The sequence below is a fragment of the Nocardia veterana NBRC 100344 genome (genome assembly GCF_000308855.1).
GTDB lineage: Bacteria > Actinomycetota > Actinomycetes > Mycobacteriales > Mycobacteriaceae > Nocardia > Nocardia veterana.
The window spans coordinates 1-16089 of sequence record NZ_BAGM01000020.1; the positions used below are offsets into that span (position 1 = coordinate 1).

Here is a 16089-nt window from a genome sequence, read left to right on the forward strand (position 1 = left end):
GGCGTTCGCGCTGCTGTTCGTCGGCGCCGGGCCCGCCGTCATGGCGGTGGCCGGCGTGGCGGCCACGGTGTACCTGCGTTACCGCGGCGACCCGCCGCCCCGGGCCGGCGCACGGTGGGGTGAATGGGTGAGCGTCGGCGCCTGTGCCGCGCTCGCCGCGGCGATCTGCGGGCAGTTCGGTCCGGCGACGTGGCTCGCGATCGGTGCGCCGATCGCGGCCCTGGTCCTGGTCTTCGTCCCGCTGCGGCGGGTCCCGGCCGCGGAGCCGACGCGTCAGGGCGACGTCAGCGCCCCCGGGCACGCTGGACGGGCAGCGTCCGTACCTGTGAAGGAGAGCCATGTCGGTAGGACGAACAACTGACGAGACGCCCCACCACCCGACGTCCGGTGCCTTGGACTGGGTCGCCGAATTCGCCGATCACCCGAGCGGTTTCATCGCCTGCAACGACGGCACCGATCACTACTCCACCCCCGACGTTCCCGGCGTGGTGGCCTACCGTCGGCGCGGCCGGTCGGTTCTGATCTTCGGCGGTCCGTTCGCTCCGCGGCACGCCCGCGCGGACCTGCTGGCCGCCTTCGCCCGGGACGTGGTCGGCCGCCGCCACACCGTGGTCGTGCAGGTTCGTCCCGAGGATGTGGAATTCTTCGTGCGGCAAGGCTTTTCGGTGAACCAGTTCGGCTGCTCCTACTCGATCGAGCTGGCCGCGTTCACGAGTAGGGGTAAACCGCTGGCCAAGGTGCGCCAGAACATCTCGCGGGCCAAGCGGGAGGGCACCACCGTCACCGAGATCGCACCCGGGGAGCGCGAGGACGAACTCGACGCGATCGACGCCGAGTGGCTGCGGGCGAAGGGACGTCACGTGAAGAAGCTCGACTTCATGGTGGGCCAGCGCGGCGGCCGGGGAGCGCGGTCGCGACGCCTGTTCATCGCCGAGCGGGACGGGCGGATCACCGGCTATGTGTCGTATTCCCCGGCATTCGGCACCCGTCCCGGTTGGCTCTACGATCTCACCCGGCGTACCCCGGATGCGTCGGTGGGCACCATCGAGTTGGTCAATTTCCAAGCGCTGCAACAGTTCACCGCGGAAGGGGCGCGCTGGCTGCACCTCGGACTGACCCCGTTCGCCGGACTCGGAGCCGACGATCATCCGGGGGCGAACGGGTTGGTGCGTTGGATGGTGCGGACCCTGTCGGAACGGGGTTCCTTCGTCTACCCCGCCAAGACCCAGCAGGCCTTCAAACTGAAATGGGCACCGCACATCGTCGAGCCCGAATACCTGGCGTTCCGAGGCGGGCCGCGCCCGAGCTCGGTGTGGCAATTGCTTCGTGTCACCAATTCGGTCTGACGAACAGATCAGAGGAACAGGAATGGAGAACCAGTGACCGATATCGAATCCTCCGCAGGTCGGCTCGCGTGGCGCGCCAAGGTCGGCTTCGCCCGGCGCGCGGTGGTGGCTCAGCTGGCCGGGATGCCCAGCGTGGTGCGCGCGGCACTGGGGGGTGCGCACAACCGGCCCGGAATCACGGTGGCGGCGGCGCCACCGGACAGCCGGCTGGCCCGCCAGGCCACCGATCTGGCCGAGGAGATCTACGGTGAGCAATTGCTCGCCCACTGCGTTCGGTGCTGGTATTTCGGAGATGTCTTCGCGCAGTTGGGGAATCTGCGATACGACCCCGAATTGTTCTATATCGCCTGCCTGTTGCACGATGCCGGCCTGACCGACCGTTTCCGGCCACCGGCCGAGGCGGCGTGTTTCGCCGTGCACGGTGGTGCCGCCGCACGTGACACGTTGACCGGCTGGGGTGCCGAACAGCGTTTCGCCGACACCGTCGCCGACGCGATCGCTGTGCACATGGACGTGCGGGTTCCGGTGGACAGCGGAGTGGAGGCCCATCTGCTGCACGCCGGGGCGCATCTGGACGTTGCCGGGGTGCGCTGCGGTGACGTTCCCCGGGAGGTGCTGGCGGAGATCCTGCGGCGTTGTCCGCGTGCGGATTTCGCCACCGTATTCCTGTCGGCCATGCGGCGTGAGGCCCGGGAACGGCCGGATTCGCGCGCGGCGGTGATGTGGAAGCAGGGCATGGCGCTGCCGGTCAAGACCAATCCGCTCAACCGGATCTTGACCGAGTGACTGACCTTGGGTAGACTCACCGACTGAGGGTCGGTGAATCTACACCGGTTTGCCGAATGGTCATTGGGGGTTGTGATGGTTCGTTTCAGGGTGCTCGGTCGATGCGCCGAATTGGCCCTGCGCCGTCCCCGGGCGGTGCTCGTCGCCGCGCTCGCGGTGCTCGTGGCGGCCGGCGTGTACGGGCTGCCGGCCAGCCTGAAATTGCCCGCGGCGGGCTACGACGTTCCGGGATCCATGTCCGACCGCGCGGACCGGGTTATGGAGCAGCAGTTCGGTGCGGGCGGTTACACCCTGGTGTTCACCGTCCGCGCCCCGCAGGGTGCCGACAGCGCCGCGGCGCGCGATCGGGCCGCGGCGATTTCCGCGGCGCTGCAGAATTCGCCGCATTCCCGGCACGTGCTGTCCTATTGGACGGCGCCGCCACCCCTGAACGCGTCCCTGCGCAGCACCGATGCCACCGTCGGGTTGGTCGTGGCGCGCATCGGCGGAAACGATCGGGAGGCGACCACGCGGGCGCACGATCTCGCCGAACCGCTGATCGGCGAGGTGGGCGGGGTCGACGTCCAGGCCGGCGGTCAGGCGATGACCTACAGCGAGGGCGGGCGTCAGTCGCGCGACGATCTGTTCCTGATGGAGGCGATCGCCTTCCCGCTCACCTTCATCGCGCTGGTGTGGATCTTCGGCAGCGCCCTCGCGGCGCTGGTGCCGTTGGCCGTCGCCGGGGTGGCGATCGCCGCGTCCGCGGCAGCGCTGAGCTTGATCAACACGTTCGCCAGCGTCTCCGTCTTCGCCGTCAATCTGGCCACCGCCCTGTGTCTGGCGCTCGCCATCGACTACACGCTGTTCGTGGTCAGCCGCTACCGGGAGGAATTGGCACGCGGCGTACCGCGCGATCGGGCACTGGTCCGCACGATGAACACCGCCGGCCGGACGGTGACGTATTCGGCTCTCATCGTCGCGTTGACGATCGCGGCCATGGCCGTGTTCCCGCAATATCTGGTCCGATCCCTGGCGTACGCGGGCGTTGTGAGCGTCGGCTTCTCGCTGTTGGGTTCACTGCTGGTGGCGCCCGCGCTGGTGGTGTTCCTCGGGGACCGCATCGACGCATGGGATATCCGGCGACCGTTGGCCCGGCTGCTGGGCCGCGGCACACCCAGCGACCGCACCTCCACCGACAACGGCTGGTACCGCGTCGCGATCTTCGCGATGCGGCATGCGGTTCCGGTGGTCGTCGTGGTGGGCGGCCTCCTGCTGCTGGTCGGTGCGCCCGCGATCGGGATGAAGCTGGGTTATCCGGATGATCGGGTGCTGCCCACCTCGGCCTCGGCGCGCGCGACCGGTGACACACTGCGCACGGAATTCGCGCAGAACTTCGCCGGCACCGTCTACGTCGTCCTGCCCGAATACACCGGTGGTCCGAATCGGTTGAACGACTATGCCCGCGCTCTGTCGCGCGTGGACGGGGTCCTCGCGGTCAACGCGCCCGGCGCCGTATACGCTGCGGGACAAGCGGTTTCGATCAACAGCTACGACGCTGCCGCCGACAATCGCGCGGCCTACCTGAGTATCAGCTCGACTCGGGACCCCTACTCGGATGCCGGCCGCGATCAGCTGGCCGCGCTGCGGGCGGTGGACACTCCCGCGCCGGCGCTCTACGGCGGACTGGCGCAGCGCAATCTGGACAACGTCCGCGGCATCACCGATCGCACGCCGATCGTGATCGCCGTCATCGCCCTGATGACCTTCGTACTGATCTTCCTGATGACCGGCAGCGTCGTACTACCGGTGAAGGCGTTGATCATGAATGTGCTCTCGCTCGGCGCTGCCTTCGGCGTTCTGGTGTGGATTTTCCAGAACGGCCATCTCGGTGCGGCCGGGACCACCGCCACCGGGCATTTCACCGCATTCATTCCGCCTTTGCTGGCGTGCGTGGCCTATGCGCTGGCAATGGACTACGAAGTATTCGTGCTGTCTCGCGTACGGGAGGAATGGCTGAACTCGAGTCGCACCGTCGCCGATAACGAGCAGGCGGTCGGAATCGGTTTGGCGCGCACCGGCAGAATCGTCACCGCCGCGGCCACGGTGATGATATTCGTCTTCATCGCGATGAGTGCCGGGCAGGTGTCCTTCATGCGTGGGCTGGGCATCGGTTTGACCGTCGGTGTGGCATTGGATGCTTTCCTTGTCCGTCCGCTGCTCGTACCCGCGGCAATGCGTTTGATGGGACGATTCAACTGGTGGGCTCCCGCCGCTCTGTCCCGTTTCCACGAAAGGTGGGGATTGACCGAGGAGGAAACTGTGAGAAATCACAGCGACGTGTCGAAAAATATTCCGCAGCGGGATAATCGCGAATTCGTCGCAGATTGATGGTTCACGCACAATTCAGGTCTTGTACCGATCTGGCGATCCGGGGGTCCGGCAGCACGCCGAGCTCCCGGCTCAGCAAGCCTTTCAGATCGTTGTACAGGGCCACCGCCTCGGCCGTCCGCCCGGCCCGCTGCGCGGCCTCGATCATCAGTTCCCACAATCGTTCGTTGAGGGGGTTGTCCTTGATGAACCGGCGGCCGTGCAGGGCGATCCGGTCCAGTCGCCCGAGGTCCATCCACGCCGTCAGCAGGGCTTCCTGGGCATGGCAACGCACCGCGTACAGCTGCTCGGAGAAGCGGCGCACCCCGTCGCTGTCCACCACGTCGCGCAGGGCCTCCCCGCGCCACAGGGCGAGTGCGTCCTCCAGCACGGTGGCGGCGACCAGCGGGGTTTTCGCCGTCAGATCAGCGGCCTGCTCGACGGTGTCGATGAATTGCCAGGCATCGACCTGACTTCGTTCGATATCGATCCGGTAGCCGCTGGTTCCCGAGGTCTCCACCAGATCGGCCGGCAGTTCGTGGGCGCGGAGCCATCGGCGCAATCTCGTGATATGCGCGTGCAGGGCATTGACCGCATTCTGCGTCGATTCCGTGAGCGCGAGTTCTTCGATCAGTTCATCTCGTCCGACCACATCTCCCCGGCGGATGGCCAGTATCGCGACGAGACTGCGAAGTTTGTGCCCGTCGAGTCGAATCGAATTGCCCTCGGACGCCACTGCGGTCGGTCCCAGTACCTGAATTCGCACCTGCACAGCAGCCCCCGAAATAATGTGGCAATTCACCGAATCCCCCAAGCTCCGCTGCTCGTTTGTGAGAGTATTGGCTCGGCTTACCCAAGTCAACCTACCGGATCATCGGTGAGCGCTGCTCTGACGTCCGGCTGAAACCGGCCGCGTTTGCGCGTCAGAGCGGTTTCATACCTCGTTCGTAGTCTTCGTTTCCGGGGGATCGACGGCGTTTCCCTGCACATTCCCAGGATGTTCGAACGAGGTTGGTGAGCATGGCGAGCGCAGCGGACACAGTTGCGATCCCGTCTTTCGGGAGCTACATATCGGGCCGAGACGTCGACAGCGGTGACACGTGGGTCTATGTACCGCGAGCCCGGTCGACACTGACCGACTCGTTCCGGACCTTGACGGCGAAGCGGCGGCTCGACAGCGGTGAACTGCCGGCGACCGCGGCCGACCCGGACGTATTCGCCGGTCGGGTCGCGGTCGCGGACGACCGGACGATCGTCGCGGCGCTGGAGTCCGCCGCGGCCGCCGCGCGGGTGTGGCGGTCGGCGCCGCTGGAGACCCGCGTCGACCGTTTGCTGGAGCAGGTGCGGGCCAACATCGTCGACCACACCGAGACCATCGAACAGATGTTGACGGTCGAGGGGCACCCGCTGCAGTTGGCCCGGTGGGAGATCGCCGGGTGGCTGGAAGCGTGTGATCCGTTGTCGCGCAGCTTTTTCCGTGGCGAACTACACAAGGAATTCAGCTATCGCGGTCGGCGCCAGATCGTCCGGCGGCGCGCCGACGGTGTCGTCTGCGTCAACCCGCCGGCGAACGCGCCCATGTCGAGTGCCATCTTCGCGGCGACGTTGAGCGCGGTGGCGGGCAACGCCGTCGTGGTCCGGCTGCCCCGGTCGGTGCCGCTCGGTGCCGCCTGGGCGTTGCGGGTCGTTCTCGGTGCGGCGTTGGACGCGGTGGGGGCGCCCGCCGGGACGGTGAACGCCGTATGTGGCGAGCCGGAACCCGTCCTGCAGGCCTGGCTCGCCAGCCCCCTGGTCGACGACATCATGTACTTCGGCAGCGTCGAGAACGGACTGAACTTCGAGAAGCGTTGTGTCGCAGCGGGAAAGAAGCCGATTCTGGAGCTCGCCGGAAACGACATCGTGGTCGTGTGGTCGGACACCGATCTCGACCACGCCTCGGATGCACTGCTGGAAGGGTTCTTCGGATCGGGCCAGCTGTGCATGATTCCGAATCTGGTTCTCGTGCATCCGGATGTGGCCGACGACCTGATCGCGCGGGTCGCGAAGAAGGCGCAGCAGCTGCGCCCCGGCTATCCCGACGACGAGGACGTGCTGCTGTCGCCGGTGCTGCGCCACGACCGGTTCCGCCGGGTGCTCGACGACGCGCTGGCGAAGGGCGCACAGCTGATCACCGGTGGGTCCGGTATGCATCTCGACGGAACTCCGGGTGACAGCGGATATTTCCTGCAGCCGACCGTGCTCCGGGTGGACGGGCTCGAGCGCGCGCGCGAACTCGAGGCGGTCGAACACGAGACCTTCTTCCCGCTGCTTCCGATCGTGGTGCCGGCGCCGGAATCCGACGAGCGGCTCCTGGCGCGCTTCATCGACTTCGTCAACTCCAACCTGTACGGCCTGCGGAATTCGCTGTGGGCCGCCGATGCCGGCGTGATTCAGCGGTATGTGGACGAGGTCGTCAACGGCGGCTTGCTGAAGGTCAACGACTCGCACATCGCCTTCTCCGCCCCGCTGCCGTCGCACGGCGGCACCGGATTGACCGGCGGCGCCGTCGGCGAGGCGAACTATCCGGTGCTGCGCACCACGCATATCCAGGGTGTTTCCGTGCTGGCGCCGGGCACCGCACCTCGATACCACTGAAGGGGGAGTCCGGATGCGAACGATGGACGAAGCGCGTGCGGTCTGCGAGAAATACCTCCCGGGGCTGCGCTCGGCCCTGCTGGAACATCCGCTGCCGGAACTGGAATCACCCGGTGGTCCGGCCCTGGAGCTGTTCCGCAAGTACGGAGGTCCGGGTCTGCTGGTGCCGGCCGAGTACTCCGGGCACGGGGTCCAGCCGCTGGAAGCGGTGCGGATCACCCGGGCGATCGGGGCCTGCGCGCCGTCGCTGGCGGTAGCGACGACGATGCATCACTTCTCGGTGGCGACCATCTTCACGCTCGCTGCCGGGCTCCGGTCCAGCGGGGTCGAATGGGCGCTGCTGGAGGGCATCGCCGATCAAAACCTGCTCGTCGCTTCGGGTTTCGCCGAGGGCAGACCCGGACAGGGCATTCTGAGCCCGACGCTGCGCGGGACGCCCGCCCCCGGCGGGATCGTGGTGAACGGGTCGAAGAAGCCGTGCAGTCTCGCGGCGTCGATGGACCTGCTGTCGGCGAGCGTCGCGATCGAGACGCCCACCGGGGTCGAGACCTCGGTGATTCTGATCCCCGCCGGAACGGAGGGACTGTCGGTGCACCCGTTCTGGTCCACCCCGATTCTCGGCGGCGCCGAAAGCGACGAGGTTCGCCTCACCGACACCTTCGTCGACGAGCGACTCGTCGTCCCGGTCGGCGTCGGCGCGAACGGCGAACTGGACGAGCTGCAGACGGTCGGCCTGATCTGGTTCGAAATGCTCATCACCGCAAGCTATCTGGGGATGGCGAGCGCGTTGGTCGAGCGCGTGTTCGATGCCGACCGGGCCGGTGCCGACCGCCGCGCCGAACTCGGGATCCGCCTGGAAACCGCGGCATTGCTCCTGGAGGGTACGGCGGCCGCGCTCGCGGCGGGGGCCAACACCAATACCGACCTCGCCCGGGCCCTGGTGGCCCGATACGGCGCGGTCGACGCGATCCGCGACGCGGCCGGCGCGGCACTCGCGGCACTCGGCGGCATCGCCTTCGTCACCGATCCGGATCTCGCGTATCTCGTCGCCGCCTGCCAGTGTTCGGCATTTCATCCGCCCTCGCGCTCGGCGGCCGGGGCGGACCTGGTCGCGAGCCTGGCCGGCGACGTCCTGCGGATCGAGTGAGCGATGAGTATCGAAACCGAATTCGTTTCCACCGGTGATCAGGTCGCGTCGATCTACCGCCGGCACCTCAGCGCGGGCCGGGCCCGGGTCGGGGAGATGCTGGGCGGACATGTGGAGACCGAATCCAGCGGCGTTTGGGTGACGACCGGCGACGGCGGCCGCTATCTCAATGCCGGCGGGTACGGGGTGTTCATCATGGGCGCCCGGCATCCGCGGGTGATCGAGGCGGTCGGGCGCCAGCTCGACCGGCATCCGGTCGGATCCCGCATGTTCCTCGAACCGATGGCGGCGGAGGCGGCAGAGGCGCTGATGGCCGTGGCGCCGAGCAATCTCACCCGCGTCCACTTCTCCGGCTCGGGCACCGAAGCCACCGAAACGGCGCTGAAGCTCGCGCGGTTGAACGGCCGCACCCACCTGGTCGCGATGCGCAACGGATACCACGGCAAAACGCTGGGGGCGCTGTCGGTTACGGGCCGGGACGTCTTCCAGGACCCGTTCCGGCCGCTGCTTCCGGATGTCACCCACATCCCGTTCGCCAACCTGCCGGCGCTGGCCGCCGCGCTGACCCGCCACCCCGGTGCGGCCTGCGTGATCGTCGAACCGGTGCAGGGGGAGGGCGGGGTGATCGTCCCGCCCGACGGATATCTGCGCAGTGTCGCCGACCTGTGCCGGGAGTACGGGGCGTTGCTGGTCGTCGACGAGATCCAGACCGGGCTGGGCCGCACCGGACACTGGTGGGCGCTCGAGTCCGAGGGGGTCCGGCCGGACATCCTGCTCGCGGGAAAGGCCCTGGGCGGCGGCGTGATTCCGGTGTCGGCGGCGATCGCCACCGAGCAGGTGTACGCGCCGCTGGACCGCGATCCGTTCCTGCACACGTCCACCTTCGCGGCCGCGCCGATCGCGATGGCGGCGGTATGCGGTGCGCTGCAGGCGATCACCGAGGACGATCTGGTGGCACGGGCGGCTCGGATCGGCGCCGAACTGCTGGCCGCGCTGGAGACGATCGTCGAGGCCGAACTCCCCGGCCACCGCTGCCGGGTCCGCGGGCGCGGTCTGCTGATCGGCATCGAATTCGCGGACCCGGCCATGGCCGCGGATCTGCTGATCGAACTGATCACGAACAACGTCATCGCCAATCATTCGCTGAATTCCGACCGAGTTGTCCGCCTGACACCGCCCGCGACGTTGAGCGCGAGCGAAATCGAATTCTTGTTGACCAGGTTCGAGACGTCCGCGCGAGCGGTCGCGACCCGTTATCCCGAAGGATGATCGAGACAATGCGAAACGTCACCCTCACCGTCCGTGTCCGCAATCGGGACGCTGATGAAACATACTGCGCCATACGGGATTTCGAAGACTATCCCAACCACGTCGACGATGTCCGCTCGGTGGTCGTCCGCCCCGGGGCGACCGCGGAATGCGCGGTCAGCGATTGGGAGGTGTATTTCCGCAACGGGCCCCTGCGCTGGGTGGAGATCGACTATTTCCGGCCGGAGCAGCGCAGCATCGTATTCGAGCAGGAATCCGGGGATTTCCATGTGTTCCGGGGCAACTGGACGGTAGCCGAGCTCGACCACGGGACGACCGTCACGTTCCGTGCGGACTTCGACTTCGGAATTCCGAGCCTGGCGGGCGTGCTGGAGCCGATCGCGGAGAAGGTGCTCAAGGAAGGGATAGCCACCATCCTCGCCGGAATTCTCGGCGGCATCGAGGTCGTCGGCGATCCGGCGACCGCGGCGGCGGTGGACCGGAAACTGGCGAGTGCCGCGGTGAGCGGAACGGGGTGCTGACATGGACTACGCCAACCGCTTCACCACGAAAACCACCTACACCCTGCTGCGCGCCGAATACGGCGTCGCGATGCTGGTCTGCGGTGTCCTGTTCCTGCTGCACCTCGGCGAGGTGCGCTGGTGGCCGGCGATCCTGCTGTTCGCCTACATCGACGTGATCGGTTACCTCCCGGGACTCGTCGTCCATCTGCGGGCCGACACCGGTGCGGTGCCCAAGGTCTATTACGTGCTCTACAACACGATGCACAGTTTCATCACCCAGGCGGTGGTGCTCGGGCTGTGGATCTGGATCCACGGCTTCGAATGGGCGCTGCTGGTGGTCCCCATTCACCTGTGCGGTGACCGCGCCCTGTTCGGCAGCTTCGTCAAACCGTTCAGTGTTCCGTTCGAGCCCAAGCAGATTCGTGAATTCGAGGAATTCGAGAAGAGCTTGGCCGGCCACGCGACCGCACGGTGACCGCGATGAGCGAAACCGCCGTCGAATCGGGGCCGGACGACGGGGTCACCGCCGAGGAGAAATGTCTGCGGCTGTACCGGACGATGGCCGCCGGGGTGGCGGTCATCTCCGCGCGGGGTCCCGCGGGTCCGGTGGGGATGACGGCGTCGTCGGTGACGTCGCTGTCGTTGCGCCCGCCGCTGCTGCTGGCATGTCTGTCCCTGGGCTCGAAGACGCTGTCCGCCATCCACCGATCCCGCTCCTTCGCCGTATCACTGCTGACCGAGAACCAGCGGGAAATCGCCGAGGATTTCGCCTCCCCGGCGGGCAGCCGATTCGGCCGGCATCAGCACCGCTACGTCCTGGACGTGCCGGTGCTCGCGACCCCGCTGTCGTGGGCCGTATGCCGCCTCGGCGACAGCCGCACATACGGCGACCACGAACTGGTCGTCGGCGAAATCGTTGCATTGAAGACCGATTCAGGAAGGCCGTTGCTGTGGCACAGTCAGGCGTTCGCGCTGCTGCGAACCTAACGAACAGGCCGATTTGGTGGCCCGAGCACATTCCCACCTGGGCGAAACTCGAGTCGGTGATCCGAGCCGACCTCGTGATCGTCGGCGGGGGCCTGGCCGGGCTCGCGGCGGCCTACTATGCGGCGTCGGCGGATCCGGATCTGACCATCGTCGTCCTCGAAGCCGAATTCGTCGGCGCCGGCGCGACCGGTCGCAGCACCGGGATCGTGTCACCGGGGTTGAGCATCCCGCTCCCGTGGCTGCGGCGCAGGCTCGGCGACCGGGTGACGGCCGAGGCCTTCGACGCCTCCCAGCACGGCGTCGACCGCCTGCGGGAGATCGTCACCACCGAGCGCATCGATTGCGACGCCCGCGACGAACCGCACACGTTGGTGGCCGTGACGGGATCCGATCAGCGTCGGATGGCGGCCCACCTGCGTGCGCTGAACCGGCTCGACCGTCCGGTGCGCTGGCTGACTCGCGACGAGGTGACCGAACACGCCGGGGCGGGTTACGTGGCCGGATTCGCCTACGACAACGCGATGGTGGTCGACCCGTACCGGCTGGCCGTGGGTCTGGCGGACGTGCTGCGCGGCCGTGGCGTGCGGGTCTACGAGGGCAGCCGGGTGCTGTCGCTCGATACCGATGCCGGTCGGCCGCGGGCGATCACCGCGGCCGGCAGCGTCACCGCCCGGCGAATCCTGTTGACCGTGGACGGGTACGGCGGCGAGCTGAACCCGATGCGGTCCTCGGTGGTGCCGATCCGCACCCATCTGCTGGCGACCGAGCCGCTGGCCGGCGACCAACTCGCGGCGCTGGGGTGGAACGGGCGCGGCGGAATCATCGATCAGCGCAACTTCTTCAACTACTACCGGATGACCGCGGACAAGCGGCTCGTCTTCGGCGGTGGCCCGGCGTTGGTGCCGGGCGGCGACCCTCGCCGCGACGCGGCAGCCTCCGATCGGGTGCAGCGGCGCGTCGATATCGAACTGCTGCAACGCTTCCCCGCACTGTCGGGGGTGGAGATCGCGGCCCGCTGGTCCGGCCTCACCGCCAGCAGCATCGACCGGCTTCCGGTGGTGGGCGCGGTTCCGGGTCGCGACGGCGTCTATTACGCCGGCGCCTGGTGCGGGCACGGATTCGCGATGTCGGTCGATACCGCCTGGCGACTGGCCGACATGCTGACCGGTGGCAGCCGACCGCGTCTGCCCTGGTATCGCAGCACCGCACAGCGCATACCCACCCGTTTCGCCCGGACCAACGGCGTCCGGGGCTACCTGCAGTACCTCGACCGACTGGACCGTTACCGCGTGCGGCGCGAGACCGCCCGGCGGCACGTCCGCACCGAGCATCGGACCGTAGAAGGGCAGCCGCAATGACCACCACCCCAGAAGCAGAGCAGACCTTCGACGTCGCCGTGGTCGGCGGCGGGATCGGCGGCGCCGCCCTCGCCGCGATCCTGGCCCGGCACGGCGTCCGCGTCGTCATCGTCGAAGCCGGCGGCCATCCGCGCTTCGCGATCGGCGAATCGACCGTGCCGGAGACCATCATGGGCCTGCGCAACCTGGCCCGCCGCTATGACGTTCCGGAACTGGAGAACCTGTCCTCGCACGGACAGTTGCGCCGCAAGGTCAGCGCGGCCTCCGGCGTGAAGCGCAACTTCGGCTTCGCCTATCACCGCCCGGGCGAACCTTTCCGACCCGAGGAATGCACCCAGTACCCCACGTGGGGGCCGCCGCTGGGGCCGGACTCGCACTTCTTCCGGCAGGACATCGACGCCTACGTCTATCGAATCGCCTTGTCCTACGGCGCGGTCGGTCTCACCTACACCCCCGTGACCGACGTCGAATTCGACGACTCCGGAGTCACCGTGCACACGGCCGGAGCCACCCGTATCCGGGCCCGCTACCTGGTGGACGCCGGAGGTATGCGCAGTGTCCTCGGCGAAGTGCTCGGGCTGCGGACCGAACCGCCGTACCGCACCCGGACCCGGACGATCTTCAGCCACTTCACGGGGGTGCGGCCGTTCGACGAGCTGGCCGGACCGCGCCGCCGGCACGGGATGCCGAGCCCCTTCTCCCAGGGCACACTGCACCACCTGTTCCCGGGTGGCTGGGTGTGGGTGATTCCGTTCGACAACCATCCCGACTCCACCAGCGGACTGTGCTCGGTCGGCCTGAGTCTGGACATCGACCGCTACCCGCACGATCCGGACGAGTCGCCCGAGGCCGAATTCTGGTCGCACATCCGCACCTTGCCGACCGTGCACCGGCAACTCGAGAACGCCCGCGCGGTGCGGCCCTATATGTCCAACGCGCGCAACCAGTTCGCGTCCACCCGGGTCGTCGGCGACCGCTGGTGCCTGCTGCCGCACGCGTCGGATTTCATCGATCCGCTGTTCTCCAGCGGACTGGCGGTCACGGTGATGGCGCTGAACGCGTTGGGGCACCGGCTCATCGACGCGGTCCGTGACGACGACTTCCGCCGCGAGCGGTTCGAATATCTCGAGACGTGGGTGAAGCGTTCCTTCGATTACTACGACAAACTGGTCGGCTATTCGTACGTGGCCTTCGACGATTTCGAGCTCTGGAACGCCTGGTTCCGGGTCTGGACCATCGGAACCCTCTACGGCGTCAACGGTCAGATGCAGGCCGGGTTCGACTTCGACCGCACACACAACACCCTGGCCTTCGACGCGCTGGAACAGGCGCCGTACCGCGGCGTCCAGGCGATCGACAATCCGGACTGCGCCCGGCTGTTCGACACCGCGTGTGCCGCCATGCAGGAGTATCGGGACAAGGAGATCACCGTCGGGCAGGCCTGCGGCCGCATCTACGCGGCCCTGGCCGACAGCGGCCTGTCGCCCGATTTCTGGCATACGCTCGACCCCGCCCGGCGGTGCCCGTCCGGACCGTTCACGCTGGCGTCGATGACGCGAATCCTGTTGTGGGGCAAGTACCGGAGCCCGGAATCGGTGCGCGGACGGTATTTCACCGGCGGATTCGACATCGTCGTTCCCAGTGCGGGGGCGTACTACGGCCGCGAGCTGGCCGGCGGCCTCGGCACCGCCTATCGCGGGCTGCGCGACATGGTGGCGGCGGGCAACCGCGACTGGCGCCGGCGGAATTGACCGGGAATACCGATGGGGGTTGTTCCGCCCGTGCCGTCGCACACCGTCCTGGTCCTGTTGGTCCAGCTGACCCTGCTGCTCGGGCTGGCCCGGCTGCTCGGCACGCTGTGTGCGCGAATCCGCATGCCCGCCATCGTGGGCGAGCTCCTGGCCGGGGTGCTGGTGGGCCCCTCGGTGTTCGGGCATCTGCTTCCGGCGCTGTCGCGGTGGGTGTTTCCACCGCAACCGGACCAGCAACACCTGCTGGACGCGATCGGCCAGCTCGGCGTGCTGCTGCTCGTCGGGCTGGCCGGCAGTCACGTGAATCTGCGATATATGCGTTCGCACGCCGGCACCGTCGCCAAGATCAGCGGTATGGCCTTCGTCATCCCGCTGGCGATGGGCGTCGGCGCGGGCGTCGTGCTGGCCCGGCCGCTGCGATCCGAGGGCTCGCATCCGTTGATCTTCGCGTTCTTTCTCGCGATCGCGTTGGCCGTGACCGCCATTCCGGTCATCGCCAAAACACTGCTCGACCTCGGCCTGATGCAGCGCAGCATCGGACAGCTGATCCTGTCCTCCGGCGCCGTGGACGACGCCCTCGGCTGGATGTTGCTGTCGGTGGTGGCGGCGCTGTCGGTTCGTGGGCCGAGTGTGTCGGGTGTGCTGCTGTCCGTCGGCGCCGTCGCGGCCGCCGCGCTCGCGGTCATGGTGTGCCGGCGACCGATCCGGGCCCTGGTGCGCCGCGCGGCCGACGGCGGTGAGCCGGCCACCGTCACGGCGACGGTGGTGATCGTGCTGCTGGCCGGCGCGGTCACCACGCAGGCGCTGGGGCTGGAGGCGATTCTCGGCGCCTTCCTCTGCGGAATGGTCGTCGCCTCGTGCCGGCTGCCCGCCGAGCTGGTGCGACCGCTGGATACGACCGTGCTGGCGGTCTTGGCGCCGATCTATTTCGCGGCCGCGGGTTTGCGGATGGACCTGGGCGCGCTGTCCGATCCGAAGGTTCTCGGCACCGGCCTGGCCGTCCTGGCCATCGCCACCGTCAGCAAGTTCGCGGGAGCATATCTGGGCGGGCGGCTCAGCGGCCTGGACAGTCGCTTCTGCATCGCGCTCGGTGCGGGAATGAACGCACGCGGCGTCATCGAGGTCGTCATCTCCGGCATCGGGCTCAGTTTGGGAATCCTCAGCCCGGCGGCCTATACCGTCCTGATCCTGGTCGCCCTGATCACGTCGTTGACCGCGCCGCCGCTGCTGCGCTGGGCGCTCGGCGACCCGGCCGCCACCGGGAGGGAGGGACGCGATGAACCCGCGTGCGCGGCCGCCGACGTCAAGTCGGCCAGTGGGCGCATCGTCGACGACTAAACTGGGTTATGTGAGTGAGGTCAAGACGAGCCGCCGCGAGATGTATGCCGCGCTGACGAAGAGCGCCATTCTCGAGGCCGCCAAGAAGTTGTTCGTCGAGCGCGGCTACGACGACACCTCGGTCGACGACATCGCTCGGGCGGCCAATGTCAGCAAGGGCGCGGTGTATCACCACTTCCGCGACAAGCGGGAGATGTTCGCCCAGGTCTACCGGGAGACCACCGCCGCGGTTTCCACGGTGGTGGCCCAGGAGGTGCTGCGGGTTCCCGCCGATTCGTGGCAGCGGATGGAGGTCGCCGCCACCACCGCCATCCGCGCCTACGCCCGCGACCCGCAAGCCCGGGCGCTGTTGCAGCAGGTCACCCGGGTACTCGGGGACGAACAGACCAAGGAGATCGAACTCGAGTACGCGCTGCCGCTGATCCAGCAGTTGTTCGAGGAGATGAACCGGGTGGGCGAGCTGGCCCGCTTCGACACCGAGGTCGCCGCCCAGCTGGCCTTCCGGGTGCTGTGCGAGGCGTCGCTGATCGTCGCCGCTGCCGCGGATCCCGATGCCGCGTCGCAGCGCGCCGAAACCGTCATGCTGCTGATGCTCGGCGGTCTGAAGAAGTAGCGGAGCGGCAG

The 16089-nt window shown here is 67.9% G+C and carries 15 protein-coding genes; 14 read left to right on the top strand and 1 reads right to left on the bottom strand.

Annotation, left to right across the window (positions count from 1 at the left end):
- The 4 genes from ON37_RS32690 to ON37_RS03615 form a co-directional block, all read left to right on the top strand.
- Positions 1-361, top strand: a 361-nt coding sequence (locus tag ON37_RS32690; protein ID WP_040716670.1) for a hypothetical protein, incomplete at its 5' end; no start/stop codon positions are given.
- Positions 339-1346: a bifunctional lysylphosphatidylglycerol flippase/synthetase MprF gene (locus ON37_RS03605; RefSeq protein WP_083892701.1), complete on the top strand. Its 1008-nt coding sequence runs from the start codon at positions 339-341 to the stop codon at positions 1344-1346. The genes ON37_RS32690 and ON37_RS03605, both read left to right, overlap by 23 nt.
- 33 nt (positions 1347-1379) lie before the next feature.
- Positions 1380-2132 (top strand): HD domain-containing protein, encoded by a 753-nt coding sequence (locus tag ON37_RS03610; RefSeq protein ID WP_040716672.1) that lies wholly within the window; start codon positions 1380-1382, stop codon positions 2130-2132.
- A 75-nt stretch (positions 2133-2207) separates the two neighbouring features.
- Positions 2208-4499, top strand: a complete 2292-nt coding sequence (locus tag ON37_RS03615; RefSeq protein WP_051031143.1) for an MMPL family transporter — start codon at positions 2208-2210, stop codon at positions 4497-4499.
- Positions 4500-4503: 4 nt separating this feature from the next.
- Here ON37_RS03615 and ON37_RS03620 read toward each other — a convergent pair whose 3' ends face one another.
- Positions 4504-5244, bottom strand: coding sequence for an AfsR/SARP family transcriptional regulator (locus ON37_RS03620; protein WP_169332983.1), 741 nt, complete (start codon positions 5242-5244; stop codon positions 4504-4506).
- 248 nt (positions 5245-5492) lie between these two features.
- Between ON37_RS03620 and ON37_RS03625 the strand changes: the two genes are divergently transcribed.
- From ON37_RS03625 to ON37_RS03670, 10 genes are read left to right on the top strand one after another with little or no spacing between them, the layout of a single operon-like run.
- The gene (locus ON37_RS03625) at positions 5493-7112 is read left to right on the top strand and encodes an aldehyde dehydrogenase family protein (RefSeq protein ID WP_040716673.1); all 1620 of its coding nucleotides are present in this window, start codon (positions 5493-5495) and stop codon (positions 7110-7112) included.
- A gap of 13 nt (positions 7113-7125) precedes the next feature.
- Entirely contained in the window at positions 7126-8259 is a 1134-nt protein-coding gene (locus ON37_RS03630; RefSeq protein WP_040716674.1) for an acyl-CoA dehydrogenase family protein, read from the top strand.
- Between the two features lie 3 nt (positions 8260-8262).
- Positions 8263-9528, top strand: coding sequence for an aspartate aminotransferase family protein (locus tag ON37_RS03635; protein ID WP_040716675.1), 1266 nt, complete (start codon positions 8263-8265; stop codon positions 9526-9528).
- Positions 9529-9536: 8 nt separating this feature from the next.
- The gene (locus ON37_RS03640) at positions 9537-10049 is read left to right on the top strand and encodes an SRPBCC family protein (RefSeq protein WP_040716695.1); all 513 of its coding nucleotides are present in this window, start codon (positions 9537-9539) and stop codon (positions 10047-10049) included.
- A 1-nt stretch (position 10050) separates the two neighbouring features.
- A complete protein-coding gene (locus ON37_RS03645; protein WP_040716676.1) occupies positions 10051-10506 on the top strand; it encodes a membrane protein in 456 nt (151 codons plus the stop codon).
- A 5-nt stretch (positions 10507-10511) separates the two neighbouring features.
- On the top strand, positions 10512-11018 hold the full coding sequence (locus ON37_RS03650; RefSeq protein WP_040716697.1) for a flavin reductase family protein: 507 nt from the start codon (positions 10512-10514) through the stop codon (positions 11016-11018).
- Positions 11019-11074: 56 nt separating this feature from the next.
- Positions 11075-12376 carry an NAD(P)/FAD-dependent oxidoreductase gene (locus tag ON37_RS03655; protein WP_051031148.1) on the top strand — a complete coding sequence of 434 codons (1302 nt, stop codon included), beginning with the start codon at positions 11075-11077 and terminating at the stop codon, positions 12374-12376.
- Positions 12373-14127 (top strand): NAD(P)/FAD-dependent oxidoreductase, encoded by a 1755-nt coding sequence (locus ON37_RS03660; RefSeq protein ID WP_040716677.1) that lies wholly within the window; start codon positions 12373-12375, stop codon positions 14125-14127. Before ON37_RS03655 ends, ON37_RS03660 begins: the two co-directional genes overlap by 4 nt.
- A gap of 12 nt (positions 14128-14139) precedes the next feature.
- Positions 14140-15465, top strand: coding sequence for a cation:proton antiporter (locus ON37_RS03665; protein WP_040716678.1), 1326 nt, complete (start codon positions 14140-14142; stop codon positions 15463-15465).
- A gap of 10 nt (positions 15466-15475) precedes the next feature.
- The gene (locus ON37_RS03670) at positions 15476-16078 is read left to right on the top strand and encodes a TetR/AcrR family transcriptional regulator (RefSeq protein ID WP_040716679.1); all 603 of its coding nucleotides are present in this window, start codon (positions 15476-15478) and stop codon (positions 16076-16078) included.
- The last annotated feature ends 11 nt before the right edge of the window (positions 16079-16089 follow it).